The 25,318-nt window shown below is 68.4% G+C and carries 24 protein-coding genes; 7 read left to right on the forward strand and 17 right to left on the reverse strand.

The features are described from left to right. The first annotated feature begins 231 nt into the window (after positions 1-231). The 7 genes from tkt (at position 232) to AC1DYI_RS03105 (ending at position 8,653) form a co-directional block, all read left to right on the forward strand. Entirely contained in the window at positions 232-2,292 is a 2,061-nt protein-coding gene (gene tkt, locus AC1DYI_RS03075) for a transketolase (protein ID WP_477202597.1), read from the forward strand. Between the two features lie 38 nt (positions 2,293-2,330). Then, positions 2,331-3,278, forward strand: a complete 948-nt coding sequence (locus tag AC1DYI_RS03080; protein ID WP_477202598.1) for a hypothetical protein — start codon at positions 2,331-2,333, stop codon at positions 3,276-3,278. A gap of 4 nt (positions 3,279-3,282) precedes the next feature. Further along, positions 3,283-4,284 (forward strand): type I glyceraldehyde-3-phosphate dehydrogenase, encoded by a 1,002-nt coding sequence (gap, locus tag AC1DYI_RS03085; RefSeq protein ID WP_477202599.1) that lies wholly within the window; start codon positions 3,283-3,285, stop codon positions 4,282-4,284. Positions 4,285-4,429: 145 nt separating this feature from the next. Beyond that, on the forward strand, positions 4,430-5,530 hold the full coding sequence (locus AC1DYI_RS03090; protein WP_477202600.1) for a hypothetical protein: 1,101 nt from the start codon (positions 4,430-4,432) through the stop codon (positions 5,528-5,530). A 37-nt stretch (positions 5,531-5,567) separates the two neighbouring features. After that, positions 5,568-6,014 (forward strand): hypothetical protein, encoded by a 447-nt coding sequence (locus AC1DYI_RS03095; protein ID WP_477202601.1) that lies wholly within the window; start codon positions 5,568-5,570, stop codon positions 6,012-6,014. Between the two features lie 162 nt (positions 6,015-6,176). After that, entirely contained in the window at positions 6,177-7,463 is a 1,287-nt protein-coding gene (locus AC1DYI_RS03100) for an IS4 family transposase (RefSeq protein WP_477202602.1), read from the forward strand. 122 nt (positions 7,464-7,585) lie between these two features. Further along, the gene (locus AC1DYI_RS03105) at positions 7,586-8,653 is read left to right on the forward strand and encodes a hypothetical protein (protein WP_477202603.1); all 1,068 of its coding nucleotides are present in this window, start codon (positions 7,586-7,588) and stop codon (positions 8,651-8,653) included. A 51-nt stretch (positions 8,654-8,704) separates the two neighbouring features. Here AC1DYI_RS03105 and AC1DYI_RS03110 read toward each other — a convergent pair whose 3' ends face one another. From AC1DYI_RS03110 to AC1DYI_RS03190, 17 genes are all read right to left on the reverse strand, one after another. Further along, on the reverse strand, positions 8,705-9,334 hold the full coding sequence (locus tag AC1DYI_RS03110; RefSeq protein WP_477202604.1) for a glutathione S-transferase family protein: 630 nt from the start codon (positions 9,332-9,334) through the stop codon (positions 8,705-8,707). A 51-nt stretch (positions 9,335-9,385) separates the two neighbouring features. Further along, positions 9,386-11,692, reverse strand: a complete 2,307-nt coding sequence (locus AC1DYI_RS03115; RefSeq protein WP_477202605.1) for a xanthine dehydrogenase family protein molybdopterin-binding subunit — start codon at positions 11,690-11,692, stop codon at positions 9,386-9,388. Positions 11,693-11,702: 10 nt separating this feature from the next. Then, positions 11,703-12,179, reverse strand: a complete 477-nt coding sequence (locus tag AC1DYI_RS03120) for a (2Fe-2S)-binding protein (protein WP_477202606.1) — start codon at positions 12,177-12,179, stop codon at positions 11,703-11,705. 65 nt (positions 12,180-12,244) lie between these two features. Then, a complete protein-coding gene (locus AC1DYI_RS03125; protein WP_477202607.1) occupies positions 12,245-13,117 on the reverse strand; it encodes a helix-turn-helix transcriptional regulator in 873 nt (290 codons plus the stop codon). A gap of 152 nt (positions 13,118-13,269) precedes the next feature. Continuing rightward, positions 13,270-14,316 carry an EscU/YscU/HrcU family type III secretion system export apparatus switch protein gene (locus AC1DYI_RS03130; protein ID WP_477202608.1) on the reverse strand — a complete coding sequence of 349 codons (1,047 nt, stop codon included), beginning with the start codon at positions 14,314-14,316 and terminating at the stop codon, positions 13,270-13,272. A 12-nt stretch (positions 14,317-14,328) separates the two neighbouring features. Continuing rightward, positions 14,329-15,159 (reverse strand): type III secretion system export apparatus subunit SctT, encoded by an 831-nt coding sequence (sctT, locus tag AC1DYI_RS03135; RefSeq protein ID WP_477202609.1) that lies wholly within the window; start codon positions 15,157-15,159, stop codon positions 14,329-14,331. Positions 15,160-15,177: 18 nt separating this feature from the next. Continuing rightward, the gene (locus AC1DYI_RS03140) at positions 15,178-15,672 is read right to left on the reverse strand and encodes a hypothetical protein (RefSeq protein ID WP_477202610.1); all 495 of its coding nucleotides are present in this window, start codon (positions 15,670-15,672) and stop codon (positions 15,178-15,180) included. 8 nt (positions 15,673-15,680) lie between these two features. Next, positions 15,681-17,024, reverse strand: a complete 1,344-nt coding sequence (locus tag AC1DYI_RS03145; protein WP_477202611.1) for a FliI/YscN family ATPase — start codon at positions 17,022-17,024, stop codon at positions 15,681-15,683. Then, positions 17,024-17,644 (reverse strand): HrpE/YscL family type III secretion apparatus protein, encoded by a 621-nt coding sequence (locus tag AC1DYI_RS03150; RefSeq protein ID WP_477202612.1) that lies wholly within the window; start codon positions 17,642-17,644, stop codon positions 17,024-17,026. Before AC1DYI_RS03150 ends, AC1DYI_RS03145 begins: the two co-directional genes overlap by 1 nt. Then, positions 17,626-18,294: a hypothetical protein gene (locus AC1DYI_RS03155; protein WP_477202613.1), complete on the reverse strand. Its 669-nt coding sequence runs from the start codon at positions 18,292-18,294 to the stop codon at positions 17,626-17,628. Before AC1DYI_RS03155 ends, AC1DYI_RS03150 begins: the two co-directional genes overlap by 19 nt. Then, positions 18,291-19,064 (reverse strand): type III secretion system inner membrane ring lipoprotein SctJ, encoded by a 774-nt coding sequence (gene sctJ, locus AC1DYI_RS03160; protein ID WP_477202614.1) that lies wholly within the window; start codon positions 19,062-19,064, stop codon positions 18,291-18,293. The genes AC1DYI_RS03155 and sctJ overlap by 4 nt, the downstream gene beginning before the upstream one ends. After that, positions 19,057-19,521 (reverse strand): hypothetical protein, encoded by a 465-nt coding sequence (locus tag AC1DYI_RS03165; protein ID WP_477202615.1) that lies wholly within the window; start codon positions 19,519-19,521, stop codon positions 19,057-19,059. The genes sctJ and AC1DYI_RS03165 overlap by 8 nt, the downstream gene beginning before the upstream one ends. A gap of 110 nt (positions 19,522-19,631) precedes the next feature. Next, positions 19,632-19,850, reverse strand: a complete 219-nt coding sequence (locus AC1DYI_RS03170; protein WP_477202616.1) for a hypothetical protein — start codon at positions 19,848-19,850, stop codon at positions 19,632-19,634. A gap of 160 nt (positions 19,851-20,010) precedes the next feature. After that, positions 20,011-21,123 carry an FHA domain-containing protein gene (locus tag AC1DYI_RS03175; protein WP_477202617.1) on the reverse strand — a complete coding sequence of 371 codons (1,113 nt, stop codon included), beginning with the start codon at positions 21,121-21,123 and terminating at the stop codon, positions 20,011-20,013. A 34-nt stretch (positions 21,124-21,157) separates the two neighbouring features. Continuing rightward, a complete protein-coding gene (sctC, locus tag AC1DYI_RS03180) occupies positions 21,158-22,942 on the reverse strand; it encodes a type III secretion system outer membrane ring subunit SctC (RefSeq protein WP_477202618.1) in 1,785 nt (594 codons plus the stop codon). A 35-nt stretch (positions 22,943-22,977) separates the two neighbouring features. Continuing rightward, positions 22,978-23,241, reverse strand: coding sequence for a type III secretion system export apparatus subunit SctS (gene sctS / locus AC1DYI_RS03185; RefSeq protein ID WP_477202619.1), 264 nt, complete (start codon positions 23,239-23,241; stop codon positions 22,978-22,980). Continuing rightward, positions 23,231-25,192, reverse strand: coding sequence for an FHIPEP family type III secretion protein (locus AC1DYI_RS03190; protein WP_477202620.1), 1,962 nt, complete (start codon positions 25,190-25,192; stop codon positions 23,231-23,233). Before AC1DYI_RS03190 ends, sctS begins: the two co-directional genes overlap by 11 nt. Positions 25,193-25,318: the final 126 nt, after the last annotated feature.

Raw genomic sequence — 25,318 nt, forward strand, 5'->3', positions numbered from 1 at the left:
CGCTCGATCACCGTGTATTGATCGACCGCCGAACACGATCTGGCACCCAGATCGCTCCCCAGCCCACAGTCGTGGGCTTCGCGGGGCCCCGCTTCCATCCAGGAGCCGGGCCCCGCACCTCTTTTGGGCCAGGTCAACCCCGTCTCGGCGGTCGATCCGCCGGCCCGCATAAAATTGCCGGTTCTCCCCCCGCTACCCCGACCGGCCCCGCACCGGGGCCCTGGACCGCCCATGGCCGCAGACACCACGCTCCCCCGCAAAGAAGAACCCCTGCAGATGGCCGACGCCATCCGCGCGCTGGCGATGGACGCCGTGCAGCAGGCCAACTCCGGCCACCCCGGCGCGCCGATGGGCATGGCCGAGATGGCGCAAGCCCTGTGGGGCCGCCACTTCAAGCACCACCCCGGCAACCCGCACTGGGCCGACCGCGACCGCTTCGTGCTGTCCAACGGACATGCGTCGATGCTGATCTACGCGGTGCTGCACCTGACCGGTTACGAGCTGCCGATCGAGCAGCTGAAGGCCTTCCGCCAGCTGCACAGCATGACCCCGGGCCACCCGGAAGTCGATGTGACGCCCGGCGTCGAGACCACCACCGGCCCGCTGGGCCAGGGCATCACCAACGCGGTCGGCATGGCGCTGGCCGAAAAGCTGCTGGCGGCCGAATTCAATCGCGACGGCCACCAGATCGTCGACCACCACACCTACGCCTTCCTCGGCGACGRCTGCCTGATGGAAGGCATCAGCCACGAAGCCTGYKCGCTSGCCGGCGCCTGGRRGCTGMRCAAGCTCRTCGCSYTSTACGACGACAACGGCATCTCGATCGACGGCCAGGTCGCCCCCTGGTTCATCGACAACACGCCGCAGCGCTTCAAGGCCTACGGCTGGAACGTGATCGACGCGGTCGACGGCCATGACGTCAACGCCATCGATGCCGCCATCGCCAAGGCCCGCGCCTCGAGCGACAAGCCGACGCTGATCGTCTGCAAGACGGCCATCGGCAAGGGCTCGCCGAACCGCGCCGGCACCGCCAAAGCCCACGGCGAGCCGCTGGGCGGCGAAGAGATCAAGCTGACCCGTGCAGCGATCGGCTGGGACCATGACGCCTTCCAGCTGCCCGACGAGATCCTGCACGCCTGGGACGCGCACGACGCCGGCGAGAAGGCCGAAGCCGACTGGAACACCCGTTTCGCCGCTTACGCCGCCGCCTTCCCCGAAGCCGCCGCCGAGTTCACCCGCCGCATGGCCGGTGACCTGCCGAAGAATTTCGCCGAGCTCGCCGTCGAGGCCGTCGGCAACGCCCACGACAAGGCCGAGACCGTCGCCAGCCGCAAGGCCAGCCAGATCGCGCTCGAGCACTTCACCGCCGCGCTGCCCGAGCTGCTGGGCGGCTCGGCCGACCTGACCGGCTCGAACCTGACCAACACCAAGTCGACGCCGGCGCTGCGCTTCGACACCAAGACCGGTGCGGTCATCAAGAACGAAGCCGGCCAGATCGGCCGCCACATCAACTACGGCGTGCGCGAGTTCGGCATGGCCGCGGTCATGAACGGCGTCGCGCTGCACGGCGGCTACATCCCCTACGGCGGCACCTTCCTGACCTTCAGCGACTACAGCCGCAACGCGATCCGCATGGCCGCGCTGATGAAGCGCCGCGTGATCCACGTCTTCACGCACGATTCGATCGGCCTCGGCGAAGACGGCCCGACGCACCAGTCGGTCGAACACGCCGCCAGCCTGCGCCTGATCCCGGGCCTCGATGTCTGGCGCCCGGCCGACACCACCGAGACCGCGGTCGCGTGGACGATGGCGCTGGCCAACAAGCACCGCCCGAGCGCACTGCTGCTGTCGCGCCAGAACCTGCCGTACGCACCGAAGCAAGATGCCGACGTGATCACCCGCGGCGCCTACGTGCTGGCCGAGCCGAGCGAAGTCGGCCTGAAGAAGGCCGCGCAGGCGGTCATCATCGCCACCGGCTCGGAAGTGCAGCTGGCCCTGCACGCACAACAGCTGCTGGCTCAACACAAGGTCGCCGTGCGCGTCGTCTCGATGCCGTCGACCACCGTGTTCGACCGCCAGGACACCGCCTACAAGACCGAGGTGCTGCCCCCGAAGCTGCCGCGCATCGCGATCGAAGCCGGCGTGACCGACTTCTGGTGGAAGTACGGCTGCGCCGCCGTGGTCGGCATCGACCGCTTCGGCGAATCGGCCCCGGCCGGCGTGCTGTTCAAGCACTTCGGCTTCACCGCGGAAAACCTCGCGCTGACGGTGCGTAAGGTCCTCAGCAAGTGAGGCAGCGACTTGTCGGTGGGCTGCTGGCGGGAGCCTCGATGCTGGCTGCCGGCCAGACACCGATCAAGGAGCCCTCCGCCCCGTTGAATTGCCTGACGCCGACCGCGAGCACGCGTGGCGCGCCAGAGTATCCATTTGACGCATGGAAGACGGGCAAGCCGGGTCTGGTGGAGGTTGAGCTGAAGTTCGAAGCATCCGACGAACCACCACAGGTAAAGGTTCTAACACGCCGAGGTGGCGAGCCCTTCGTCGAGGCGGTCCGAGCCCACGTGAGCAGCTATCGAATGCCGTGCCAGGTCGCTGGCACGGCACCGGCGCGGTTGCGACTTAACTTTGTCTTCGAACCGGAAAAGCACGAAGTGGCTCAGCCAGAGCCTCGTGACCCCGACCACGAACGCAAGGTTCGCTTGCAAGGCTGCATCTCGCACCTTAGTGGCAGGGGGGGGCCCGGCTATCCGAATGATGCGCGACGCATCGACCTTCAGGGACGGGTTGCATTACGAATGCGCTTTTCCAGTCCCGACACCCCGCCTCAATCGGAGGCCTTTTCAACAGCGCGCAACCGCCCTCTGGCTCGGCACATTGAAAAGTGGGCGGAAGGGCTGCGAATGCCATGCCATGAGGGGGCGCTAGTGGACGCGACGGTAGTTTATGTGTTCAAACTTGACGGCACTGGGGAATACGGGTTCAAGCCAGCCACACTCAACCAGTTTCTCGCCAGCGCGAAGGGCATACGTGAGCAGCGCGTGAACTTCGACTTCACGACGATGTCTTGCCCGTTCGACTTGACGTTGCACTACTTGCAACCCAGCCTACCCAATTCCGTTAATCAGCTCGACAACTACAACGCTGCCCGTGAGCCGTTCCTGGAATGGCTCGCATCTCTGGAACTAAACATTCCGTCAGAAAGGCTGGACTGGGTCTACGCTGACAATCTCACCCTGCACGTTCCCTGCGCTCGACTCAATCTCAACCCCCAGGAGTAGCTACATGACCATCAAGATCGGTATCAACGGTTTCGGCCGCATCGGCCGCATGGTGTTCCGCGCCGCGGTGCAGAACTTCGCCAACGACATYGAGGTCGTCGGCATCAACGACCTGCTGGAGCCGGACTACCTGGCCTACATGCTGAAGTACGACAGCGTGCACGGCCGCTTCAAGGGTGAGGTCGCAGTCGACGGCAACACGCTGATCGTCAACGGCAAGAAGATCCGCTTGACCGCGGTCAAGGACCCGGCCGAGCTGAAGTGGGGCGAAGTCGGCGCCGACATCGTCGTCGAGTCGACCGGCCTGTTCCTGACCAAGGAAACCGCCGAGAAGCACCTGGCCGCCGGCGCGAAGAAGGTCATCCTGTCGGCCCCGTCGAAGGACGACACGCCGATGTTCGTCTACGGCGTCAACGACAAGAGCTACGCCGGCCAGGCGATCATCTCGAACGCCTCGTGCACCACCAACTGCCTGGCCCCGGTGGCCAAGGTGCTGAACGACGCCTTCGGCATCAAGCGCGGCCTGATGACCACGGTGCACGCCACCACCGCGACGCAGAAGACCGTCGACGGCCCGTCGAACAAGGACTGGCGCGGCGGCCGCGGCATCCTCGAGAACATCATCCCGTCGTCGACCGGCGCTGCCAAGGCCGTCGGCGTGGTGATCCCCGAGCTGAACAAGAAGCTGACCGGCATGGCCTTCCGTGTGCCGACCTCCGATGTGTCGGTGGTCGACCTGACCGTCGAGCTGAACAAGGAAGCCAGCTACGAGGACATCTGCAAGGCCATGAAGGCCGCGTCGGAAGGCGCGATGAAGGGCGTGCTGGGCTACACCGAGGACAAGGTCGTCTCGACCGACTTCCGCGGCGAAGCCATGACCTCGGTCTTCGACGCCGAAGCCGGCATCGCGCTCGACAAGACCTTCGTCAAGGTCGTCAGCTGGTACGACAACGAGTGGGGCTACTCGAACAAGGTGCTCGAGATGGTTCGGGTGATCGCCAAGTAAGGCGTTTGCCGCTGCAGCGCGAAAGGGCCCTACGGGGCCTTTTTTCATGGCCATCATCGGGCAGGACGCTGTTTCCCGATGACATCCGTCTCACGGTGCCCAAGCCCAGGCATGGCAAGATGATCGCTTCTGGAGGAGGAAAATCATGAAACACACCACCACCGCAGTGGCGCTCGCGCTCGCGGTCAGCTTCAACGCCTCGGCCGCCGCGCCGAATCACTACGAATGCGTGCTGCTGCCCGGATCTGCGCAGGGTGCCCAATTCCTGGACGACCAGGGCCGCCTTGGTGGCACGTCGCTCGTGCCAGGAGACAGTGAGGCAACTGCCTCGTTCTGGCCGCAGCCTGGGCGGGCGCCGCAGCATCGCGCGACGCCGGCCGACTACGAATGGGGGTTGGTCGAGATCAGCGGCATGAACAACCGCGGCGCGTTGATCGGTACGGTGCGCGCAGGCATCCAGCACCCGACCCTCTGGGATTGGCCGAAGAAGGGCGGATCTACCTTGCTGCCGTTGTTGCCCGTCCCCTATGCCGGGGGAGATGGCGTCGCGCTGAATGACAAGGGACATGCCGTCGGCTTCAACAACACCGCCGCGGAGGTAAACCATGCGGTGCTCTGGAAAGACGGCAAGGTGATGGACCTGGGTGCCCTCGATACATGGCAGCCCGCACGCAAGGCCTGGAGCATGGCGCTCGGCGTCAACAACAGCGACGATGTCGTCGGCTACGCGCAGGGAAAGGGCGACGAATTTCGTGCGGTGCTGTGGCCGAAGGGCCGGAAATCGGGGCTCGTGGATCTGAGCGCGGACCAGTGGGCCGACGGCACCTTTGCCCGGGCCAACGCCATCAACAACAACGGCCTGATCGTCGGCTCCACCAACAAGCACTACGCTGAAGTGAATGAGTTCTTGGCCGTGGCCTGGAGCGAGCGCAAGATGGTGCGGCTCAAGGGACTGACGGACGACGATTACTCGGGCGCGGCTCTCCGCGTCAATGACCAAGGGGTGATGGCCGGATGGAGCCAGCCCGTGTCGTCCGGGCCCGCCCTGGACGTGGTCTGGTACGCCCTGGATGCCAAACCCGTCGATCCCAACGCCTTGCTCGATGCGCGCGGCTGCCAGGACGCGGCCGGTAACCGCTACGCCGTCGAGAGCATCTCCGACCTCAACAACCTCGGTGAGATGCTGGCAACCGGCAAAGTCGCGGGGCTCAACTTGAGGGCCCGATTCAGACTGTTGCCTCGGTAAACGTCAAGGTGTCGGCGATGGCACCCGTAGCAGCCTCGTGGATCTGGGGGCTTCGGCCTTCGGTGTCTATTCCAAAGCCTGGTCCGTCAACCGCTACGGCGTCGTGGCGGGCAACAGCTCGGTGGGCCTCGACACGTCGCACATTCGCCCCATCGGCTGGACTGGTGGCGAGGCCTTCGACCTGAAGCCCGCCGTCAATGAGATGGATTCAAGGGCCAGAGACATCAACGACGCGGGCACGGTCGTCGGTCACATCAATTCTGATACGCCGCGACTGCTTGCGTTGGTCTGGCCGCACTACCAAGATGCGCCTATCGATCTGAACACCCGTCTCGACGCTCGCGGCTGCCACGATGCGGACGACAACCGCGCACGATTGACCCAAGGCGTGGCAATCAACAACCGCGGCGAAATCCTGGCCAAGGGCCTCTTCGGGTTCTCACAATTCGAGTGGTTCCGGCTGGTGCCGGTCAGCAATCACTGACACCGTCGAACTCTTGGCGTGACGCTTTCCGCGCGCCAAACGGCATGTCCAGGGGGCCCCGCGGGCCAATGCCACTCAGATATGCGCGCAAGGGCCTGACTGCAGCTAAAAAGGGGAATGTGTTGAACACGTTCCCCTTTTGCTTTGCGCCTGCTTCAAAGTATGCTGAATCAGACCCTGCAACACGCCCCTGCTGACGCGCTGGCGCAATTCGCAGAGTTGATCGACAACGAATGGATCGAGCAAGCCGTGGCGGCCAGCGGCAAGGCCAGCATCCGGCGCCGTAAGCTGCCGGCTGAGCATGCCGTCTGGCTGGTGATCGGGCTGTCGCTGTATCGACAGCTGCCGATGTGGCAGGTGGTGCAGCAGCTGTCCTTGAGCCTGGATGCCCAGGCCCTGCCAGCGCCCAGCGTCAGTGTCCAAGCCCGCCAGCGCCTGGGCTGCGAGCCGCTGCAGCAGTTGTTTGGCCTGATCACCCAGGCCTGGAGCCGCCCCAGCGCGACGGCGGCGCCGCTGCGCGTGCTGGCTGTCGATGGGGGGGTCTGGTCGACACCGGACACGCCGGACAACCGCGCGGCGCTGGGAAGTGGCTCGACACAGCACGGGCCGCTGCCCTGGCCTCAGGTGCGCGCAGTGTGCTTGCTGGACACGCACACCCACGAGTTGCTGGATGCGCGCATCGGCAGCATGGATCAAGGCGAGCTGACGCTGGCCGCCGAGTTGCGGGGGATCGACCAGTCGCTGACGATATTCGACCGCGCCTACTTCAGCGCCGCGTTCCTGCTGCGCTGGCAGCAGGGCCAGCAGCGCCACTGGCTCATGCGTGCCAAAGACAACCTGCGCCACGAACTTGTGCAGACGCTGTGGGCCGGTGACCAACTCATCCGCATGCCCGTCTCACAACGGGCACGCCAGCTCGATCCCCAACTGCCCAGTCACTGGCAGGCACGCCTGATCACGCTGACGGTGCAAGGCAAGACGCGTCGCTTCATCACCTTGCTGGTTGATCACAAAGCGCACCCGGCGCAGTACCTGGCGCAGTTGTATCACCAGCGCTGGGAGATTGAGCTGGCGTTCCGGGAGATCAAGCAATTGCTGCATGGCGGCCAAGCGGTGCTGCGCAGCAAGCAGCCCGATTTGGTCAAGCAGGAGGTGTGGGGGCTGCTGATCGCCTACACGCTGCTGCGGCGCTGGATGCGCAAGATGGCCGAGCATGCGAAGGTCGAGCCGCAGCGCATCAGCTTCCACACCGCGCAGCACGCCATCTTGAACCTGCTGCACACCGCCAGCCTGCTGACGCCCGCAACGCTGCCTCAGCGATTGGTTGATCTGCTCGAGCAGGCCCGCTACTTCGTGCTGCCTCCCAGACGCCCGCACCGCTCATGCCCACGCGAGGCCAAAAACCGCGCGCACAAGTTCCCAAAAAAAATGCCAGTCAGGGTTAACTGACTGGCATTGGCCCGAGGGCCCCTTTTTCTTGGGGCCGAATGCAAAGTTCTGTACGTGCAGTGATGCGTCAACTTGGCGCATTAGAGTGGCAAGTCACCATCAACTGCCGGAGGAACATCGTCATGTCATCGATTCAATCCATCCTTGCGCTGGCCACCCTGGCCGGTGCCGCCACGGCTCACGCCGTCGAGCCCGTTACCTACCGCTGCGAGCGCTTGATCGGCGGCAAGGGCAATGCGCACGGCATCAACGATCGCGGCGAGGTCGTCGGTACCGCGCACGTGCCAAAAGACGCCTGGCATGGTGCGGTCTGGCGCCAGCAACGCGCACAGGCGCTGGCGAACGCCGCCGGCTACGAAAAAGATGCGGCCGTGGCGCTGGCCATCAATCGCCAGGGGAACGCGGCCGGAAACCTGAACCACGACGGTCTCTACAAACCAGTGCTCTGGACGCAGGGCGTGGCCACAGTCCTGCCACAGCTGGCCGACAACCACACCGTCAGCGGCGAAGCCCTCGACCTCAACGCCCGCGGCCATGTCGTCGGCTACGGCAGCAACGCCCAGGGCACTCGGCACGCCTTGCTTTGGAAGAACGGCAAGGTGATCGACCTCGGCGCGCTGGAAGGCCCCGACGGGGCCCGCAACACCCCCAGCAGGGCCAACGCCATCAATGCTTCAGGCATGGTCGTCGGCCAAAGTGAATCGACCCGAAGCCGACCCGGTGCCGTGCAATGGATCGACGGCCGAGGCAGCATCGTCGACCTCGGCGCCGTGGCCTACGGTACCTACTCGGACGCCACGGCTGTCAACGGTCACGGCGTGGTGGTGGGTGTCAGCAGCGTGGGCGACGGCGTGGCGCATCGCCCGATCGCTTGGATCAACGGCGCTGCGTTCGATCTGAAGGCACCCGCCGGTACCGACGGGTCGACGGCCACCGGCATCAACGACGCCGGCACCGTCGTCGGCGCCATCGAGATCGGCAGCCGCGGCGCGCTGGTCTGGCCTCACTACGACGATGAGCCGATCGACCTGAACATCCTGCTCGACGCCGACGGTTGCCACGATGGCAACGGCAACGTCTATCGCCTCACCTATGCCGGTGCGATCAACAACCGCGGCGAGATCCTGGCGGGCAGCTTCAACTTCCCCCACCTCGAATCGTTCCGGCTGGTCCCCGTGACCAGCCGCTGACGCCGACGCCGGCCGGTGTTCAACGCGAGGGCCCTGCGGGGCCCCGTGGCGTCACTCGAAATGCCGCGCCAACACCGGCTGCACGCTCGAGTGGCTCTCGATGCGCTTGAGCAGCGCGCTGAACTCGGGCCGCTCCTTGGCCAAATGGGCGCGGGCGCCGGACCACTTCGAGACGACTGCGGCCATCAGGTCGAGGGCGCCGGGGGTGGCGTTGCCACTGAGAAAGGGCGTCGCCGGGAACTGGTCGGCAAAGATTTCCCAGTGGCGGTGCAGCATGCGGCGCGCCGCTTCGCGCACCGATGCGCGGGCCTCGTCGCCGTCGTCGGTGGTGTAGCGCTCGGGGTAGTCGCTGGCGCTGATCGCGCTGTAGCAGTTGGCGGCGATGAAGACCAGGCCACGCAGCGTCTGCGCGCGAGCGCTCTCGTCGCCGGGCAGCAGCGCGCTTTGCGGGTGCTGCAGCCCCAGGTGGATCAGGATCGCCGCACTCTCGGTCATCACGCTGCCGTCGGGCAGCACCAGGGTCGGGATCTGCGCCAGCGGGTTGACGCGGCGCAGTTCGTCAATGGCCGAGTCTTCTTCCCAGGCCGACGCGCGGACCTGTCGGAAATCAAGCCCGCAACGCTCGAGCGCCGCTTCGACGATCGCCGAACCGCTGCCGCGTGAACCGTAGAGTGTGTACATGGGTGGTCTCCTGTGGAATGAGAAGGGGAGAACGACAACAACAACTACAACTCAGGTCAGAACCAGCGGCAGGCTGCGCAGCCGCTGGCCGGTGARTGCGAACAAGGCGTTAGCGAGCGCCGGCGCCACCGGCGGCAGGGCCGGCTCGCCCATGCCGGTGGGCGCGCGCGCGCTGTTGATCAGGTGGGTCTCGACCACCGGCGCGTCACGCAAAGCCAGCAGCGGCTGGTCGGGGAAGTTGCGCGCCTGGACCTCGCTGCGCACGATGTCGATGCGGCCGTGCAGCGCCGCGGTCAGGCCGAAGACGATGCTGCTCTCGACCTGCTGCGCGACGCCGTCGGGGTTGACGACGGTGCCGCAGTCGACCGCGCAGACCACGCGGTGCACCCGCGGCTTCTTCTTGCCGTCGACAGTCTCGACCGAGGCTTCCAGCACCATCGCCACGACGCTGCCGAAGCTCTCGTGCAGCGCCAATCCGCGCGCTCTGCCAGCCGCCACAGGCTGGCTCCAGCCGCCCTTGTCGGCGGCCAGCTTCAGCACCGCGGCGTGGCGCGGCATGCCGGGCAGCAACGCAAGGCGAAACGCCAGCGGGTCGGCCTTGGCTTCGTGGGCCAGCTCGTCGATGAAGCTTTCGCTGAAGAACGCGTTGTGCGAGTGGCCGACCGAGCGCCAGAAGCCGATCGGCACGCCGCTGTGCGTGGCCACGTGGGCCATGCGCTGGTGCGGCGTTTCGTAGGGCAGGTCGAACAGACCCTCGGCAGTCGTCTTGTCTGGCGTGTCCATCGGACCGGCCAGTGCGGGCAAGGTGCGCTCGATCCAGCGCGGGCTGATCGCGTCGCCGGCGCTGTGGATGGTCAACGTCTGCAGTCGGCCATTGGCGTCCAGCCCGGCGCGCAACAACGCCGCGCCGGCCGGGCGGTAGAAGTCGTGGCCAAAGTCTTCTTCGCGTGGCCATACCAGCTGCACCGGCCGGTTGTTGGTCTCCAGCGCGACGCGCACCGCCTGCGCGACAAAGTCGACCTCGAGCCGGCGGCCGAAGCCACCGCCCAAGTAGGTCACATGCAGCGTGACACGCTCGGGGTCGACACCGGCGACGCGTGCCGCGGCGTCGCGCGCCGGGCCGGGCACCTGCGTCGGCGCCCAGACCTCGACCGAGCCATCGGTGTGGACCTGCACGGTGCAGTTCATCGGCTCCATCGTCGCGTGGGCCAGGTAGGGCGCGCGGTAAACGGCTTCGAACCTTCGCGCCGCGTGTGCCAGCGCCTTGGCCCCATCGCCGCGCGAATGGAAGCCGAAGCCGTCGTCGTTGTCGGCCGCGGCGCGCGCCTGGATCTCGAGCCGATCGAGGATCGCCGCCGAGTCGAGCGTGCCGCCGGCCGGTGGCCGCCACTCGACATCGAGCGCCGCCACGCCCTGGCGCRCATGCCAGGTGCTGCGCGCGACCACAGCAATAGCATCGGTCGAGCCGGCCAACGGCCCCAAGCGCACGACGCGCTCGACGCCGGGCTTTTGCATCGCTGCGCTCGCGTCGATGTGGCCGGGCGCGCCACCGATCGCCGGCGCATGGCGCACCACGGCGTACAGCATGTCGGGCAGGCGCACGTCCAGCCCATAACGCGCCTGTCCGTTGCTCTTGGCCACCGCATCCAACCGCGCCTGTGGCCGGCCGATGCGCTTCCATTGAGCGCGCGGCTTGAAGCGCACGTCGCCGGGCCGCGTGTTCGCTGCCGCCGCGGCCAGCTCGCCGAAATGCGCCCTGTCGTGACCGGCGATGTGGATCACCACGCCGTTGTCGACGCTGAACTCGGCCACCGGCAGCTTCCAGCGCAACGAGGCGGCGCCCAGCAGCTGCGCGCGTGCGGTGGCCGCGGCCAGGCGCAGAGGCTCCCACGCATCGGCGATGGTCGACGAACCGCCGGTCACCGCGATGCCGAGTTCGCGCGCGAGCTTGCGCACCATCCACTGGCCCAGGCGAGCGCCGGTGGTTTCTTGTCCTGGTTCGGTGCTGTTCGGGTGCAGCGGCAGGCTGCCGACGAACATCGCAACGTTGCCGTAGATCGCATCGTGCGGCGCCTGCACCGGCTTCACGTGCTCGGGCGCGACGTCCATCTCTTCGGCCACCAGCAGCGCGAGCGCGGTGTGCACGCCCTGGCCCATCTCGACATACGGCGTCGCGAACTGCACGCTGCCGTCGGTCAGCACCTTGATCCAGCCGTTCAGCGCAACTTCGCCAGTCACCGCGGGCAGCAGCTCGGCGCGGCCCAGGCGGCCCCGTGGTGGCAGCCCGGCCCAACCGAGCAGCAGGGCGCCGGTGCTGCCCACACCAGACAGCAGCAACACGCGACGCGTCAGCCTCACGAGGCCGCCCTCATGTCTTCTTGCCCGGCAGCAACAGCGCCGCCGCGGTGTGGATCGCCACGCGCACGCGCGGGTAGGTGCCGCAACGGCACAGGTTGGTGATCGCCGCATCGATCTCGGCGTCACTCGGGTTCGGGGTCTTCTGCAGCAGCGCGGCCGCGGCCATCAGCATGCCGCTTTGGCAGTAGCCGCATTGCGGCACGTTGTGCTGTGCCCAGGCCTGCTGCAGCGCATGCGGCGCGTCGGGTTGGCCCAGGCCTTCGATGGTCTTGATCTGCTTACCGGCAACGGCCGCGACCGGCGTCACACAGGACCGCGTGGCTTGGCCCTCGACCTGCACCGTGCAGGCGCCACAGGCGGCCACGCCGCAGCCGAACTTGGTGCCCGTCAGCTCCAGCACATCGCGCAGCACCCACAGCAGGGGCATCTCCGGCGCGATGGCGGCGTCGTCCACCGCCGTCTTCCGGCCATTGATCGTCAACTCCATCGAGCACACACTCCAACGCCCGGCCGGGCGGCGAAATAGAGTGTGGCAGATTCAACCCGGCGAAATCAGGCCGACGGCTGCACGCGCAACGCGGCTTGCATGAGTTGCACCCTGTTTCTGGCGCCGAAGCGTTTACGCAACCGCCGCAGGTGGTAGTCGACGTTGTGGCGCGAGATGTCCAGCCGCGCCGCGATCTGCTTGTCGCCCATGCCGCGCGACAACAGGTCGAGGATCTGCGCCTGCGTCGACGACAACTCACCGGTCGGGCTGTCTTCGTCGCCGGCGCCGGGCAGGCCCGGCAGCGTGCCGTGGAACTCTTCCAGGCACAGCGCCAACATCAGCACGCGGCCCAGCGCCAGGTCGTCCAACCGGCCGACAGGCGCCCGGCGGCTGAGCAGGCTGACGAAGCGCCGCGCCTGGCCCGGCAAGGCCGGCAGCGCCAGCATCAGGCCGCCCACCACGCCGCGCTCATGCAGGTCGTCGACCAGCGCACACAGGTCGGCCTTCTGCGCGGCCGGCACCGGCTGGCGCGCCAGCTCGTTCAGCGTCCACACGCAAGGCAGGCTGCTGCGCTCGATCGCCCGCAGGCGTGGGTCGACGACCTGGTAGCGGCGCGAGAAGTAGCGCTCGATCCAGGCTGCGTCGGCGTACTGGCCACAGAACGAGCGCACGACCGGCGTGCCGCGGCTGATGTCCAGGCTGCCGAAGCCGATCTCGTCGAAGCCGATGACTTGCAGCTCGGCCAGCACCAGTTCGCGGCGGCGGCGCTCGCTGCCGGCGGCCATCAGCGCTTCGAGCAGGCGCGGCCGCATGCACCAGGTATTGGGTCTTTCATCGACCGGTTGCGACAGACCGGTCAGCAAATGGGGTTCAAAGTCGGCGTCGAAAGGGCCATGGGCACTCAACCCATGAAAGTCTCGGGAGTTCAGTTCCAGCACGCTGTCTCTCCTCGTCGAGCACATCGCTCCTTAGACCAAAGCGCAAGCCGTGGCCGGAAGAGCTCACGTCGTTGCAATTGGCAACGGTCGATACAGGCGAGCTCGGCTCGCGACGTGCGTCACGACGCCCGGGTGGAAACGATTACGAGTGATCAGCCCCTGGTAACAACCCCAGGTGGGCCGGCCCAGCCCAGCGCCCGTGCCAACGGCCCGGCCAGCGGGTCGGGCACGGTCTGGTCCAGCCGCACGGTGCGATCGAGCTGCTCGGCCAGTTCATTCAGTTGCAGCTGCGGCAGCGTGCGCAACTCGGCCAGCGCGCGGATCTGCGCCGCGACCTCGCCCCGGCCCTTGGCCGCAACGTACGCGCTCGGCCCGTTGCCCAGCCGCATCAGCGCAATCGCCACGCCCGGCGTGTAGACCACCGCATGGGCCAGCTTCATCCGCTCCGGCAGGCCGCTGAACATGGCCTCATGGCGCAGGCTGCGGCGGCGGCCCTGCACGTGCGGGTCGCCCTGGTCGTCGCGGTGCTCGCGCTTGACCTCTTCGAGCGACATGCGCTGCTTGCGCAGATAGTCGAAACGCTGGAACGCGAAATCGGCCGCGGCCACCAGGATGAAGATCACCGCCGCCCAGCCGCTAACGCGCGACAGCAGCGGCCCAGCCACGTCCAGGACCTTCAGCACCGGCGCGTGGCCCAGCCGCACCGCGCCATCGAGCGACCAGCGCACGCTGGCCCAGACCACACCGCCCAGCAGCAGCGCCTTCAGCACCAGCAGCGCCAGGCCGAAGACATTGCGCCAGGCGAAGATCTGCTGCAGCCCCTGCACAGGGTTCAGGCGGTTCAGGTCAGGGCGGATGCGCTCCAGGGCCAGCAACGGCCCGACCTGCAGGAACGACGCCAGCGCCGCCGCGGCGGCCGCCAGCAGCAGCGCCGGCAATGCGACCTGTGCGAACGTCAGGATCGCCTGCACGACGAACCCGTGGAGGAACTCGGGCCCCTGCGCCCAGGCCACTGGGTCAACCGCGCGCCACCACAGGCTGCGAATGGCCGGCACGAAGGCGTTGGCCGACCACAGCACACCCAGCATCGCGCCGAGGAAGGCGGCCACACTGGTCAGCTCGCTGCTTTTCGGCACATCGCCCTTGCGGCGCGCCTCGCGCAATCGGCGCTGGGTCGGGGCGAACTTCTTGTCGCTCATCGGTCGATGGCCTCAGTGCTCGGCCAGGCTGCGCCAGACCGCCAGCACGTTGGTGCCGGGCCGCACGAAATCGGTCAACGCCTCGTACAGCAGGCCCAGGCAGATCAGCAGCATGAAGATCGCGACCAGGCTCTTCAGCGGCTGCGCGATGACGAAGACGTTGAACTGCGGCACGAAGCGCCCGAGCAGGCCCAGCCCCAGGTCGACCAGCATCAGCACCATCAGCACCGGCGCGCCGAGCTTGACGATCAGGCTGAACAAGGTGTCGGCCTCGTGGATCGCAAAGGCTTCGAGCAGGCGCGGCAGGTCGGGCAGCGGCGCGGCCAGTGGCCAGACCCGGTACGACTCGGCGATCAGCCCGACCACGCCGTTCAGCCCGCCGGCGCTGACGAACAGCACCGCCATCACCCAGCCGAGGAACTGGCCGGTCGGCCCGCCCTGGTGGCCGAACGCCGGGTCGAAGAACTGCGCATTGGCCGCGCCGGTGTGGAAGTCGACCAGGTCGCCGACGCTGTGCACCGCCCACATGAACACACCCAGCCCCATGCCCAGCAGCAGCCCGATCAGGCCCTCCTTGGCGGCGATGACCAGCCCCATCACCGGCGTCACACCCTCGGCCGAGCCGGCCAGCGGCAGCATCAGGATGCCGAGCGTGAAGACGACACCGCGCCGCACCGAGCCGGGGATCATCGTGCGCGACAGGAACGGCACGACCAGGAACAGCACGAACGGCCGCGGCAGCAGCAGCACCAGCGCCAACGCGTCGCGGTGCAGCTGCGCCATCACGGGGCCCAGCCAGGCCATCATGCCGCCCGGATCAGCGGCCAGGGTCTGTGGGTCCATCCGTTCCCGTCCGGCCGCTCAGCGCCCGACACCGCGCCACCAGCGCGGCGGGGCCAGGTCTTCGATCTGTTGTTCTTCCGCGTGTTCGGCGGCGGCCACGGCGCGGGCTTGCGCGCGCTCGATCGCCTGCTGCGCGCGGTCGTGCTCCTGCGCCGCACGGCGTGCACCGGCCTGCGCACCGCGCGCGAACATCTGCGCCTGCATGGCCTCGGCGTGGGCCAGCAGCGCCAGGCGGCGGCCGTCGTCGATGCGGCGTTGCAGCTCGCCGCCCCAGGCGTGGCCATCGCGCCAATCGGCCGCCGACAAGGCCGGGCCCTGCTGTTGGCGCCGCGCCGCGCTGTGGCGCTGGCGCGCCTCGGCCTGCTGCTGGACCTCCGCGTCCTGCCGCATCGCCTCGCTCTGGCGCGTGCGCCAGGCGGCCGCGGCCTGCGACGCGCGCGCCGCCGCCAGGCGCTGGCGCCGTTCACGGATCTGGCGGATCTGCTGCCAGCGCTTGTCGTCGAGTTCGGCCATCGTCGTCGTCACTGGCCAGCAAGTGATTGCAGCGCCGCCAGCGCCTGCGGCCAGGCGATCGCCTCGGTCTCCTCTTGCCGCAGCAGCGCGTCGATGGCTGATTTGTTGCGCACCGCGGCATCGGCCTCGGGGTCGGCGCCAGGGCGGTACTCGCCGATCTGCAGCAACAGCTCGACCTCCTTGTAGCGCGCCATCAATGCGCGCACGCGACCGGCGGCGCGACGGTGGGTCTCATCGACAACCCGTGTCATCACGCGGCTGATGCTGCCCAGCACATCGATCGCCGGGTAGTGGCCGGCGCCGGCCAGGTCGCGCGACAGCACGACGTGGCCGTCGAGGATCGAGCGCACTTCTTCGGCCACCGGGTCGTTGTCGGCATCGCCTTCGGTCAGCACGGTGTAGACCGCGGTGATGGTGCCGCGCTGGCCCGGCCCCGCGCGCTCGAGCAGCCGCGGCAGCATCGCGAACACCGACGGCGGGTAGCTGCGCCGGGTCGGCGGCTCGCCGCAGGCCAGGCCGATCTCGCGCTGCGCACGCGCCAGCCGGGTCAGCGAGTCGATCAGCAGCAGCACGCGCTTGCCCTCGTCGCGGAAGTGCTCGGCCACGCGCGTGGCCGCTTGCGCGCAGCGCAGGCGCTCGGCCGCCGGCCGGTCGGAGGTGGCGACCACCATCACGCAGCGTTCGCGCCGCGCACCGATGCCCACCTCCAGGAACTCGGCCACCTCGCGGCCGCGCTCGCCGACCAGCGCGACGACCACCACATCGGCCTCGCAATGGCGCGCCAACATGCCCAGCAGCGTGCTCTTGCCGGCGCCCGGCGGTGCGAAGACGCCGATGCGCTGGCCTTCACCGAGCGTCAGCAGGGTGTCGATCGCGCGCACGCCGGTCGGCAGCGGTTTGGCGATGCGCTGGCGCGACAGCGCCGGCGGCGGCGGCGCCTGCACCTCGACCCGCACGCAAGACGACAAGGGCCCGAGGCCGTCGAGCGGCTCGCCCAATGGGTCGAGCACGCGGCCGAGCAGGCCGGGGCCGACCGGGAACTGGGCCGCATGACCGGTCGGCAGCACCGAGGCACGCACCGTCAGGCCGTCGATCGCGCCCATCGGCGCCAGCAGCGCGGTGCCTTGGTTGAAGCCCATCACCTCGGCCAGCAGCGGCTTGGACTGGCCGATCGACAGCTCGCAGACCTCGCCGACGCGAGCCAGCAAACCGGTGGCTTCGATCGCCGGCCCGATCGCCTTGGTGACCTGGCCGACGACACGCGCTGGCGGCGCCTGGGCCAGGCGCTGGCGCAAGTCGGCCAGCGGGTCCAGCGCAGGCAGCGGCGGCACGGTGTCGGGCAGTGTGCTCATCAGCGTGTGTCCGCCGGCGCATGCAGCGCGCGGCGCAAGGCCTCGACCTGCGCCTGCAGGCCCATCTCGACCCGGCCGGACGCGGTCTGCACGCGGCACTCGTCGCCGCCCAGCGTTTCGTCGACGACGACCCGCACCTGGCCGCCGTGGCGGGTGCCCTCGACCACACGGCGCACGGCAATCTCGGCCTCTTCGCGCGCGGTGGCCGATACAAACAGCGTGACCACCGGCTCGTCGGCCCACATCGCTTCGAGCTTGCGCAGCACCGATTCGTAGCGCACGGCAGGCGGCAGCTCACCCAAACATTGGGCCAGCGTTTCGACCACCAGGTGGGCCATCGCCTCGCGCTGCGCGTAGACCGCGTGCTCGGTCGCCCAGGCCTGTGCCTGATGGCGGCGCGCGTGTTCGGCCTGGGCCTCGCGCCAGCCCTTGTGGTAGCCGTCGCGCAGGCGCTGCTGCACGTCGCGGTCGGCGTCCTTGCGCACGCGCGAAGCCTCGCGCTGCGCGGTGCCGATGACCTCGTTGGCATCGAGCAGCGCACCGTATTCATCGGCCTTCAGCACCTTGCGCTCACTGAGCAAATGCAGGTGCTCGGCGGTGATCAGAAAAGCCAGTCCCATGATCCGAACCTCTCGGGCAAAGCGCACATGAACAGCAGCTCTTCGTAGACCAGGCGCCGCTCGGCCGACATGGCCGGCGGGCTGGCCTGCGCGACGCCGCGTGGAAACTTCACCCGCGCGCTGCGCCACAAGCCGTCGCCCTGGCTGGCCAGCAGCCCCAGCATCAGCTGGTAGCTGCGCCGCACGACCATGCGGCCGGCCGCGCGGGGGCGCTGCACCAGCGCGCGCGGGCTCATCGCCAGCGCCGGGCACGAGGGCCAGCGCGAGAGCGCGAAGTCCGGCAGCTCGGGGTCGAGCCGCTTGGCCTGGCGCCACAGCTCCAGCGCCAACCCGGGGGTTTCGAAGTGGTCGCGGTGGGCGACGAAGCCGGCGAACAAGGCCAGGCGGCGCAGCGATGGGCCGTCCATCCAGGCCAGGCGCTCGATCGGGCCGTCCGGCCGAGCAGCGGCTTGCGCGGCATCGGGCACCGCGTGGGTGCGACGCAGCCAAGTCGAGCTGGCTTGGTGGCCGCCGTCGCCTAACGCCATCTTTCCATGCGCCCGCCAGCCAGGCGGCCACCAGCTGGCGTGGACATCGAGCGACGGCCGCGTGGCGGCGCGGATGCGCGCACGCAGCACCCGCGACGACCGCTCGACCGCCGCCGTGTTCACTTGACGAACCCTGCGCGCCGCAGCCACACGCGCAGCGGCAGGCCCGAGCGGCGCAGCAGCCACGGCAGCGCCACCACCGCGGCCGCTGCGAGCAGTGYGACGATGGCCAGCGTCACCAGCGCGGTGTTGCTCAAGCCCAGCGGGCCGCTCGCCTCGGCCGCGGCGCGGGCGCGTGATGCGGCCGTGCTGACGATCTCGCTGGCCGGCACCAGCGTCAGCGAGACCTGCTCGTAGCTCAGGCCTTCGACGCTGTGAGCGACCAGCTCCTTGACCGCCGGCGCGAGCAGCCGCAGGTCGGTGCCGGGCCGATGCTTGATGAAGACCGCGGCCGAGCTGGGTTTGAGCTTGTCGCTCAGCGGGTCGTTGGCCGGGATCACGACGTGCACGCGCGCGGAGACGACGCCGTCGATCTCGGCCACGGTACGCGACAGCTCCTGCGACAGGCCGTAGATGTAGCGCACGCGCTCTTCGGCCGGCGTCGCCACCAAGCCCTGCTTCTGGAACACCTCGCCCAGCGACGCATGGCGCGGCCCGGGCAGGCCCCGCTCTTGCAGCACCTCGACAGCGGCCGGCAGGTCGCGTTCGTCGACCTGCAGCTGCCAGCCCGATTCGCCGGCCTGGACCTTGGCCGCGTCGATGTGCGCGTTGGTCAGCGCGGCCAGCATCTGGTTGGCTTCGGGCTCGTTCAAGCCGGTGTACAGCTCGACGCGGCAGCCCATCAGCGCCAGCGGCAGCAGCAGCCATGCGGCGCGGCGCAGCGTCTTATTCATTGCTGCTCAACAGTTGGTGGAAGGTGGTGTTGGCAGCGCTCGCCAACGCACTGGTCACCGACAGCATCGTGCTCTCGCTGGCCAGCTGGATGCTGGTTTGGATCGCGAAGGTGCTGACGCGTTGCAGGCCGTCGATCGCGGCCTCGTTCAGCGTCATGTCGTCGCCCGGCGGTGGCACCTGCGGCACATCCGCCTTGCCCGGCGCGATGATGTTGTTGGTCAGGTGGTTCAGCAGCTGCATCGGGGCCGATGAGTGGCTCGTGGCCTCGGCCCGCACACCGCGGCCGATCGCATCGGGAGCCTGCGCCGCCTGGTGCAGTGCCTGCAAAGATTGGTTGAGCATCGGCTCGCCATGCGGCATGGCGGCGCCGGGCAGGGTGTTGCCGCCCGGCACAGAGGTCGACGCAGGCGCCGGCATGCCGGTGCCGATGGCGGACACGGGATCGATTGGGGCCATGGTTGCCTCCTGCGGTGCTGCAACGAATACAAGAAAAACGAAAAGGCCGGGACGGACGGCCGCTGCAACCCGTCGAGGGCTGCAGCGGCGCGTCCGCCCCGGCGAAGGACTTACTCCTTCACCTTGGCCGACTGGCGCAGGTCGCCGCCCATCTGGGCAGCCAGGTCGCCGCGGGCCTTGGCGGCGCCGGTGATCGACGAGGTCTCGAGCTGGATCGAGGCCATCTTGATCGAGGCCATCTGGGCTTCTTCGGCGCGCTTCTGGAAGTCTTCGGTAGCGCCGGTAACGCCGCCGTTGCCGCCGTCGGCGGCGGGATTGGTGGAGGCCATGCTTTAACTCCTGTGATGAATGTTGGAAACAGACAGGGGACACAGCAGGCCGCAAGGGCCCGCGAGATTCCCGCCGCCGAGGCTGCAGCGCCCGGCGGACGGAAATGGGGTAAGGGCCAGCGCCACGCGGCGCGGACTCCCGCAGGCCGCGACGTTGACGTCACGGTCCATCGTGGTTCTCCTCGTTGGCCTTCGGTGCCGCGAGATCGTCGGCACTGACCGGCCCGAGCGCACCGCCGTTGCGCAGCGGCGCACCTTCGAAGTAACGGTCGCCATTGGCCAGCTGCACGAAGCGCAGGCCATCGGGGCCTTCGGTGATGCTGACCACGCGCGCCGGCAGCTTGTCGGCCCAGTCGGGCGTCGCGTTGGCCTTGGCCACCTGGGCGATCGGCTTGTAGCGCAGCTCGTCGTCGACCACCACCATCGGGTACAGGTCGCGCGTCAGCCGCTTCACGCGTTCGGGCGTGCCGGCCTGGTCGGTCGCACCGCTGAGCTGCAGGTGACCCTGGCCGCGGTAGCTGACCGCGACACCCGGATCGGCGAGGAACTCGCGCGCCCGGCTGACCACCTCGTCCAGCGGCGTGACGCCGACCTGCACGCGGCCACCGACGTTGCCCACAGCTTGCGTCAACGCGCGTTGGCGAGTGGTCGATTCGACGAAGCCGGTCAGGCGCACCGTGCCCGACGCATCGGGCGGCTGCGCGACCACCTCGGGGAAGTCGCGCAGCACGGCGCGAAGACGCGCCGCGTCCAGCGCCGGGCCTTCGTTGCCGGCAAGGTGCGTCGAGGGCCGCCAGGCCAGCGCCGCGGCGGTGACGCCGAACGCGGCCAGCACGACCACCGCCATCGCCCGCGGCCACCAGCGGCCCGACGCATTGCGCATCGCAGCGCGCGCGGCGGCCGCCGCTTCCTCGTCGAGGAACATCGAGTCCGGCGCGTCGTCGGCCTTCGCCTGCGCGTACTCGCGGTCGATCTGCATGTCGATCGACCCGACGCGCAGCACATCACCCGGCACCAGGCTGCGGCGCTCGGCGGTCATCGGCGCGCCGTTCAACTCGACCGCCGCTTCGCCGAGGCGCCGCACGGTCAGTGCCACTTCGCCGGCAGTCAGCGACAGGTGCTGGCCGCGCGCATCGGTGTCGGGCAGCAGCACCTCGCACTCGGGCGCCGAGCCGAGCGTGTTCGCGCCGGCTTTCAGCGTGATGCGGCGGCCACGCATTCCGCTGCTCAGGAAGCGCAGGCACCAGGCGTCGTGCGGCGTCTGTTGAGTCATGTACAGCCCCTTGCGCCTTCGAACACGTGCAGCCTCATGACCCACTCCAAGGCATCGTCTCGGCCTGGCGGCTGGGTGCCGTGGGCCGCACGTCGGCGGCCGAGCCGACCGGCGCTTCCTGCGATGGCAGGCTCGTCGGCGCGCCGCCGGTGACCGCCGCATCAGGCAGCACGAAGCGCGGCGTCAGCAGGTAGAAGCGTTCGAGCTTGCCGCCCTTGTCTTCCGAGTACTTGAACAGGCGCCCGATCACGGGGATGGCCGAGAGCCCCGGCACGCCCGAGTCGGCGGTGCTCTTGCTCTCGCTCGAATAGCCGGCGATCAGCAGGCTCTTGCCTTCGCCGATCATGGCCTGCGTGTTGACGCTGCGCCGGCGCACGATCGGGATGTTGTCGACAGTTTCGGTCGCGAGGCTGTCGTCGCCGATGTTGATCGCCAGCTTGACGCTGTTGCCGCCTTCTTCGTCGATCACCAGCGGCGTCACTCGCACGTCGGTGCCGGCGCTGATGGTGTACAGGCTCGAGTCCTGGAAGCCCGGCACCTTGACGTAGAACTCGCTCTTGTTCTGCAGGCTGGCCTCGGTGTTGTCCAAGGTCAGCACCTTGGGCCGGGCGATGAACTTGGCGCGGCCGCTGCCCGCCAGCGCGCTGACGCGGGCGAGCAGGAAGTCGCGCATCTCCTTGCCGAGCGACGCGGTGATCACGACGCCCGAGGGCACCGTCAACCCGGTCTGACCAGCCGCTGTTGTCGCGCCGGTCCAGGTCAGCGGCGAGTTGGTGCCGTTGCCGGTCTGCACGTCCATCTGGGTGCCGTGGGCGCGCCAGTCGACACCGAGCTTGTCGACCGAGTCGTCGCTGACGTCCATGATCGTCAGCTCGATCTCGACCAGCCGCGGCTTGGCGTCCATCGTCGCGATGAGCTTGGCGTACTGCGCCATGCGCTCGGGCACGTCGCGGATCAGCACCGCGTTCATCCGCGCATCGGCCTGGAACTGCGGCGCATCGGGCGCAGCCGACCAGGCGCCGTTGCCATCGCCGCCGTCGGCACTGGCCGCGTCGCCGCCGGCACCGTTGTTGGCATTGGCAGCCGCGGCCGCTGCCGCAGCGGCCTTGGCGCTCTTCATCTTCGGCACGGCAGTCGCACCGGCCCCTCCACCCAGCGGTGAGCTGCTGGCGCTGCGCGAGCCGTAGAGGCTGCGCAAGGTGCTGACGACACCGGGCACGACGACCGGGGCGCCGTCGCGCGTCAACCGCAGGTCGTTGGCCCAGGCATAGCGCAGCGGGAACATCTTCACTTCCGCGTGGTCGACCTGCGAGGCGCGGTAATCGATCGACTTGACGATCTGCCGCACCATCTCGACGTAACGCTTCGGCCCGCTGACGAAGACGCTGTTCTCGTTCTGGCTGATGACCAGCGGGTAGCGCTTGTCCCAGACCTGCAGCTTGTTCAGCGTGTCGGCGATGCGCGGTGCATTGGTACCGAGGATCGGCAGCACCTCGTTGCGCGCATCGGCCGCCAGCTCGATGAACAGCAGCGAGCCGTCGTAATACCAGGTCAGGCCGTAGTTGCTGCAGACCGCTTCCAGCACCGCCCTGGCATTGGTCGCCCGGCCGCTGGCCACGCTGTTGCCGAAGGTGCCGCTGATGACACCGTCGATCTTCGGGTCGACCACTGCGGTCGTGCCTTGCGACGCCGCCAGCTCACGCAGAAAGTCGGCCAGCTTCTTTTCGCTGGCGACGATGCGCACCGGCTTGTTGGTGGTCCAGCGCAACTCGGCGGCATGGGCGGCACCGCTCACGCACAGCGCTGCAGCCAAGGCCATGGCGCGAACCACAGGAAGAGAACGTCGGGGCGCGATCAATGCAATTGCTCCATCCACTCGAAAGCCCGCTCGGCGAAGCGCAACACCTCGCGGCCCAGCCAGCTGACGCCAACCGTCAGGCTGATCAACACGACAACCAGGCGCACCGATTGGCCCAGRCTCTGGTCCTGGACCTGCGTCACGGCCTGCAGGATCGCGACACCCAGCCCGGCAACCGTCGCGACGATCACCAGCGGCAGGCTGACCCACAGCACGACCGACAAGGCGTCGCGCGTCAGGCCCAGCAGGTCATGCCCCATGGGCGGCCTCCGTGCCGGTGACCCAGCCGACTGGCTGCAGCGTGATGTCGTCGTCGACCTCCTGGTACGACAGCACCGGCAACTTCGGCAGCGCCGCCGCGATCATGTTGCGCACGTAACGCCGCACACCGCTGGAGACCACGACCACCGTCGAGCCCGGTGCACCGTCGACGAAGCTGCGCAGCTGGTCGAAGATCGCCTGCTTGATGGCGGGGTCCAGCAGCAGCCGGTTGCCCAGCGCGGTGCGCTCGATCGAGGCTTCGATCCGGTCGATCAGCTGGGTGTCGAACAGCACCGCGTGGATCTCGCGCTGCGGCGTGGCGTGCATGCTGGTGATGTAGGGGCCGAGGTCGGCGCGCACCAGCTCGGTCAGCGCGATCGAGTCTTCCTCGCGCGGGGCCCAGCGCACCAGGCTTTCGAAGATCGCCTTCAGGTTGCGCACCGGGATGTTCTCGGTCAGCAGACGGCGCAGCGTCTCGGCGATGCGCTGCACCGGCACGACCCGCGTCACCTCGACCGCCAGTTCGGGCGCCTGGGCCTGCATGCCGTGGATCAGCTGGCGCACCTCTTGCAGCCCGATCAGCGCTGGCAGGTGCTGGCGCGCAATCCGCTCGACCAGCGCCGACAGCGGCGCCTCGGGCGATTGTGGGTCGATCAGCTGCGTGGCTTGCACCACGTCTTGCACCAGCACCGCGACCTGGCCTTGCGGCACGGCAGCCGACGGCGAGATCTGGATGCGCGGGAACACCGGGCCCAGCTCGGCCTCGACGCGGCGGCGCGTGTCGATCAGCAGGCGGTCCAGCTGCGCCGGGTCGATCGCCGCGTGCAGGTCGGGCGCCAGCCGCAGCGCGACCGGGAAGGTCAGCGCGCCACCGGCCACACCGCCACCAGCGCCACGGTCGGCGTCGTCGTGGAAGATCCACTCCGGCGTGTCACCACGCTGGCGGTGCCGCTGTGCCGCCCAGGCAAGGCCGAAGATCAAGACCAGCCAGACCACGAAGGCCCAGGCCGGAAAACCCGGCGCGAACATGAAGCTGGACACCGCCAGGCCGGCAATGAACAACGCGCGCGGGTGGTTGGCGAACTGACCCAACATTTGCGCGGCCAGCGGCTGCGACAGCGAGTCGGTGCCACCACCGCCGCAGCGCGTGATCACGATGCCGGCCGCGATCGACACCAGCAGCGACGGGATCTGCGAGACCATACCGTCGCCAACCGTCAGGATCGCGTAGCGCTGCACCGCATGGCCGATGTCCATGTCGTGCATCAGCGTGCCGACTGCGACACCGCCCAGGATGTTGACCGCCGCGACGACCAGGCTCGCGATCGCGTCGCCCTTGACGAATTTCATCGCGCCGTCCATCGCGCCGTGCAGCTGGCTTTCCTGTTCCAGCTGCGAGCGGCGGGCCTGGGCCTGCGCGTTCGACAGGTTGCCGGCACGCACCTCGGCGTCGATGCTCATCTGCTTGCCGGGCATCGCATCGAGCGCGAAACGTGCGCCGACTTCGGCGACCCGCTCCGAGCCCTTGGCGATCACGATGAACTGCACGATCGCGACGATCAGGAACACGACACCGCCGACGACCACGTTGTTGCCGACGATCAGCTTGCCGAACGCATCGATGATCTGGCCGGCGTGGGCGTGCAGCAGGATCAGCTTGGCCGATGCGATGTTCAGCGCGAGCCGGAACAGCGTCGTGAACAGCAGCAACGACGGAAAGGTCGACAGCGACAGCGCCGAGCCGACATACATCGAGACGATCAGCAGCGCGACACTGACCGACAGGTTGGCCGCGATCAACAAGTCCAGCGCGGCCGGCGGCAGCGGCAGCATGAACAGCGCGACGATGCCGACCAGGAACAGCGCCAGCAGCGCATCGCTGTGGCGCATCGCCGCCATCAGCGGCGAACGCGGCCGCTGCGCAACGGTGGTTCCTGTGAACAAGGGCATGGGATCGGCCAGGGTGGGGTGAGAGTGGCGATGTTGGCGACGAAGGGTCGCGCCCTCAACGACGAGGATTCGTAATGCGGGTCTTTCGCCCGCCCCGGCTGGCCCTCATACGCCGACTCGTAGTTC

Source organism: Ideonella sp. P3_A4 (assembly GCF_056403075.1).

Bases quoted from the DNA above. Each gene is read 5' to 3' on its own strand.
- AC1DYI_RS03080 (WP_477202598.1), top strand. From the start codon at position 2,331: ATGCTGGCTGCCGGCCAGACACCGATCAAGGAGCCCTCCGCCCCGTTG.
- AC1DYI_RS03090 (WP_477202600.1), top strand. From the start codon at position 4,430: ATGAAACACACCACCACCGCAGTGGCGCTCGCGCTCGCGGTCAGCTTC.
- AC1DYI_RS03100 (WP_477202602.1), top strand. From the start codon at position 6,177: ATGCTGAATCAGACCCTGCAACACGCCCCTGCTGACGCGCTGGCGCAA.
- AC1DYI_RS03105 (WP_477202603.1), top strand. From the start codon at position 7,586: ATGTCATCGATTCAATCCATCCTTGCGCTGGCCACCCTGGCCGGTGCC.
- AC1DYI_RS03110 (WP_477202604.1), bottom strand. From the start codon at position 9,334: ATGTACACACTCTACGGTTCACGCGGCAGCGGTTCGGCGATCGTCGAA.
- AC1DYI_RS03120 (WP_477202606.1), bottom strand. From the start codon at position 12,179: ATGGAGTTGACGATCAATGGCCGGAAGACGGCGGTGGACGACGCCGCC.
- AC1DYI_RS03130 (WP_477202608.1), bottom strand. From the start codon at position 14,316: ATGAGCGACAAGAAGTTCGCCCCGACCCAGCGCCGATTGCGCGAGGCG.
- sctT (WP_477202609.1), bottom strand. From the start codon at position 15,159: ATGGACCCACAGACCCTGGCCGCTGATCCGGGCGGCATGATGGCCTGG.
- AC1DYI_RS03140 (WP_477202610.1), bottom strand. From the start codon at position 15,672: ATGGCCGAACTCGACGACAAGCGCTGGCAGCAGATCCGCCAGATCCGT.
- AC1DYI_RS03145 (WP_477202611.1), bottom strand. From the start codon at position 17,024: ATGAGCACACTGCCCGACACCGTGCCGCCGCTGCCTGCGCTGGACCCG.
- AC1DYI_RS03150 (WP_477202612.1), bottom strand. From the start codon at position 17,644: ATGGGACTGGCTTTTCTGATCACCGCCGAGCACCTGCATTTGCTCAGT.
- AC1DYI_RS03165 (WP_477202615.1), bottom strand. From the start codon at position 19,521: ATGGCCCCAATCGATCCCGTGTCCGCCATCGGCACCGGCATGCCGGCG.
- AC1DYI_RS03170 (WP_477202616.1), bottom strand. From the start codon at position 19,850: ATGGCCTCCACCAATCCCGCCGCCGACGGCGGCAACGGCGGCGTTACC.
- AC1DYI_RS03175 (WP_477202617.1), bottom strand. From the start codon at position 21,123: ATGACTCAACAGACGCCGCACGACGCCTGGTGCCTGCGCTTCCTGAGC.
- sctC (WP_477202618.1), bottom strand. From the start codon at position 22,942: ATGGCCTTGGCTGCAGCGCTGTGCGTGAGCGGTGCCGCCCATGCCGCC.
- AC1DYI_RS03190 (WP_477202620.1), bottom strand. From the start codon at position 25,192: ATGCCCTTGTTCACAGGAACCACCGTTGCGCAGCGGCCGCGTTCGCCG.